This is a genomic window from Bradyrhizobium sp. UFLA01-814 (genome assembly GCF_046718885.1).
GTDB lineage: Bacteria > Pseudomonadota > Alphaproteobacteria > Rhizobiales > Xanthobacteraceae > Bradyrhizobium > Bradyrhizobium elkanii.
In genome coordinates this window covers 1-3,644 of record NZ_JAQOSR010000328.1, presented here as the reverse complement: position 1 = coordinate 3,644, position 3,644 = coordinate 1, and the positions used below count along the sequence as shown (strand labels likewise).

Annotated in this window: 4 protein-coding genes; 3 read left to right on the top strand and 1 reads right to left on the bottom strand. The window is 65.4% G+C overall.

Annotated features, from left to right (window positions below; all coding sequences use genetic code 11):
• Positions 1–168 precede the first annotated feature (168 nt).
• The 3 genes from PMN64_RS42425 to PMN64_RS42415 are packed head-to-tail and all read left to right on the top strand — an operon-like array spanning position 169 to position 2,840.
• Positions 169–957, top strand: coding sequence for an SURF1 family protein (locus PMN64_RS42425; RefSeq protein WP_411785056.1), 789 nt, complete (start codon positions 169–171; stop codon positions 955–957).
• Entirely contained in the window at positions 929–2,314 is a 1,386-nt protein-coding gene (locus PMN64_RS42420) for an ATP-binding protein (RefSeq protein WP_411785055.1), read from the top strand. Before PMN64_RS42425 ends, PMN64_RS42420 begins: the two co-directional genes overlap by 29 nt.
• A complete protein-coding gene (locus tag PMN64_RS42415) occupies positions 2,304–2,840 on the top strand; it encodes a response regulator transcription factor (RefSeq protein ID WP_411785054.1) in 537 nt (178 codons plus the stop codon). The genes PMN64_RS42420 and PMN64_RS42415 overlap by 11 nt, the downstream gene beginning before the upstream one ends.
• Before the next feature lie 71 nt (positions 2,841–2,911).
• Here the strand turns inward: PMN64_RS42415 and PMN64_RS42410 are convergent, their stop codons facing one another.
• Positions 2,912–3,310: a nuclear transport factor 2 family protein gene (locus PMN64_RS42410; RefSeq protein ID WP_411785053.1), complete on the bottom strand. Its 399-nt coding sequence runs from the start codon at positions 3,308–3,310 to the stop codon at positions 2,912–2,914.
• Positions 3,311–3,644: the final 334 nt, after the last annotated feature.

The window sequence follows — 3,644 nt, the reverse complement described above, 5'->3', positions numbered from 1 at the left end:
CCCCTTTTCACGCAGAAGACGGCATACGCGATGATATCCTAAGTCTCGTGGGCTCGGAGATGTGTATAAGAGACAGACCCCAACCCTCCCCCGCAAGCGGGAGAGGGAGCAAAGTCCCGACGAGGCGACGCCTCAGCTCTCCGTCGTTGCACACTGCTCACGCTCGGCATGCTGGGCGTGGTGCTGCTGGGCGCGCTCGGCGTCTGGCAGGTCGAACGCAGGAGCTGGAAGCTGGCGCTGATCGAACGGGTCGAGCAGCGCATGCATGCGGCGCCGGTCGCGCCGCCGCCCCCATCGTCATGGCCGGCCGTCACGGCCGCGAGCGATGAATACCGCCGCGTCACCGTACGCGGCACGTTCCTCAACGCCGATGAAACGCTGGTGCAGGCCGTCACGGCCGAAGGTCCCGGCTTCTGGGTGCTGACCCCGCTGCAAGCCGCCGACGGAACCACGGTGCTGGTCAACCGCGGCTTTGTTCCCACTGATAAACGCGATCCCGCGACACGGCGCGATGGCGAGCCGCAAGGCCTTGTCAGCGTCACCGGACTGATGCGGATGTCGGAGCCGAAGGGCGGATTCCTGCGCAGCAACGACGCTTCGGCCGGCCGCTGGTATTCCCGCGACGTCGCCGCGATCGCCGCCATGCACGGCTTGTCGCAGGTCGCCCCGTTCTTCATCGACGCCGATGCGACGCCGAATCCTGGCGGATACCCCGTCGGCGGGCTCACGATCGTGCGGTTTCCGAACAACCACCTGATTTACGCGCTGACATGGTTCGCACTGGCCTTTATGCTGGCGGCCGCGCTCCTGCGCGTCATCAGCGGCAGGAGCCGCGCCGGCGCCGCCGATCCAAGGTGGGGCTCACGGCGCGCCGCCGTGCGCCGCCTGATCGGCGCAGCCCGCAATCTGTCTCGCGACACAGGCCCAGATGCTCGAGCGCACATCGGATCTGCATGACGACAAGGCCGCGCCCGGCACGGCGGTGATGGCGTCCGCCGCGGGCGCGGCTGCGGGCATGCCGTTCGATCTCGCCGCGCCCGCCGACATCGCGACCAATCGCAAGAACATGGCCCTCTTGGTCCAGCTGCGCTGGATCGCCGTGATCGGCCAGATCGCTACCATCGGCTTCGTGCAGTTCTGGTTGGGCGTTGCGCTGCCGCTGCTGCCCTTGGCTGCCGTGATCTCCGGGCTGGTGGCACTCAATGTCGTCAGCCTGCTGTGGCTGCGCTACCGCGCCGACATCAACAACCGCGAGCTGCTGGTCGCGCTGGCGCTCGACGTGGCGGCGCTGACCGCCCTGCTCTATCTCAGCGGCGGCGCCACCAATCCGTTCACCTCGCTCTACCTGCTGCAGGTAACGCTTGGCGCGGTGCTGCTCGATGCGCCCTCGACCTGGTCGCTGGTGGCGCTGGTGTGCATGAACTTCGCCTGGCTGACCAGCTATTACCGGCCGCTGGAGCTGCCGCAGCAAGGCTTCGCCGATGCCTTCAACCTCTATATCGCCGGCACCTTCATCGGCCTCGTGCTCGACGCCGTGCTGCTCGTGGTGTTCATGACCCGGATCAACCGCAATCTGCGCGATCGCGACCTGCGCCTCGCGGCGCTGCGCCAGCACGCCACCGAGCAGGATCACATCGTCCGGATCGGCCTCCTGGCCTCCGGTGCCGCGCATGAGCTCGGCACGCCGCTCGCCTCGCTCTCGGTCATCCTGGGCGACTGGCGCCGGATGCCCGCGCTCGCCTCCGATCCTGAAATGTCGCAAGACCTCGGCGAGATGGAGATCTCGGTGCAGCGCTGCAAGTCGATCGTCACGGGCATCTTGCTCTCGGCGGGCGAAGCCCGCGGCGAAGGCTCCTCGCCGACCACGGTCGCGGCGTTCCTGACGGCGCTGGTCGAGGAATGGCGGACAACGCGGCCGTCGGCCACGCTGTATTTCCGCAACGCCTTCGGCGCCGATATCGCGATCGTATCCGACATCGCGCTCAAGCAGGCGATCTTCAACGTGCTCGACAACGCCGCCGAAGTCTCGCGCGACTGGATCGAGCTGACCGCCGAGCGCAATGCCGACCGCCTGGTGCTGTCGGTGACCGATCGCGGCCCGGGTTTCTCGCGCGAGATGCTGGCGCATATCGGCAAGCCGTATCAATCGACCAAGGGCAGCCCCGGCAGCGGCCTCGGCCTGTTCCTGGTGGTCAACGTCGTGCGCAAGCTGGGCGGCGTGGTGACGGCGCGCAACCGGCCGGACATCGGCGCCGCGGTCAAGCTCGAGCTGCCGCTCTCGACGCTCGCGATCGGAGACCATCTTGACGGATGAACGCCAGCTCCTGATCGTCGAGGACGACGCCGGCTTTGCTCGCACGCTGAAACGCTCGTTCGAGCGCCGCGGCTATGATGTGGCGGTGTCGGCCTCGCTCGACGAGGTCCGCCAGCTGCTCGAGCAGCAGTCGCCCGGCTATGCGGTGGTCGACCTCAAGCTCGCCGGCGGCGCATCGGGGCTTGCCTGCGTCGAGGCGCTGCACGCGCACGACCCCGAGATGCTGATCGTCGTGCTGACCGGGTTCGCCAGCATCGCGACCGCGGTCGAGGCGATCAAGCTCGGCGCCTGCCACTATCTGGCCAAGCCGTCGAACACCGACGACATCGAGGCCGCGTTCCTTAAGGCGCAAGGCAACGCCGCCATCGAGGTCGGCGTGCGGCCGACCTCGATCAAGACGCTGGAATGGGAGCGCATCCACCAGACCCTGATCGAGACCGACTTCAACATTTCCGAGGCCGCCCGCCGGCTCGGCATGCATCGCCGGACATTGGCACGCAAGCTCGAGAAGCAGCGGGTGAAGTAGCCGATAGAGTCGGGTGACGCCGACGACACCCGCGAATGCGCGTCTGATTCAGCTGGTCGCCTCTCGCGCCCTCACGACATCGCGGCAACATCCGCCGCAGTGTCAATGTACTCCTGAAAGCGGACCGCCTTCCCGTCACGGTACTTGAAGACGTGGGCCCATTCGTTCGTTACAGTCTTGCCTGTTTTCTTTGCCCGCGCCGTGAGTGTACCCAGGACCACGACCGTGTCGCCCTGCTCAATCATCTCACGCGGTGCAAACTCGCTGAATTCCAGGTTCTCGCCGACCTGGACGAAGAAGTTCGCAATCTGCTGCTTGCCCCTAAAGGTCCCGGCCCAAGGCAACTTATCCTGGGGACCTGGGGTTATCCACGTACAGTCGTCATCGATCAGATCCCTGATGAGCGCCGGAATGTCACCACGTTGAAAGGCCTCATAACCCTTCCTGGTTGCCTCAACATTAGATGTCATCGGATTTCTCCTCGCTGCAAATTGATGGGTCAACTCAATGTCGATCAAATAGCGGCAGGGCGGTCAGCATAGCACGCCGGACACCGATAGCCGTCGTCATCCGCGAAACACCCCAGAACGGTTCTGGACAGGATCGCTTACGTGGCTTTCGAGCCGTTCGGCATCGGGAAGTTTCGCGCGCCTCAACTCGATCAGGAGGCTGAAAAGCTCGAGAGAAACAGCGGGTGAAGTAAGCGAGTTAGCCCAGCGAGAGTGCCTCACCGTCATCCTGAGAGTCTGACTCATAAGTCACCCAACCTTACCAGCAGCGGCAAGTCTGCGGGTCAGGAGCCTC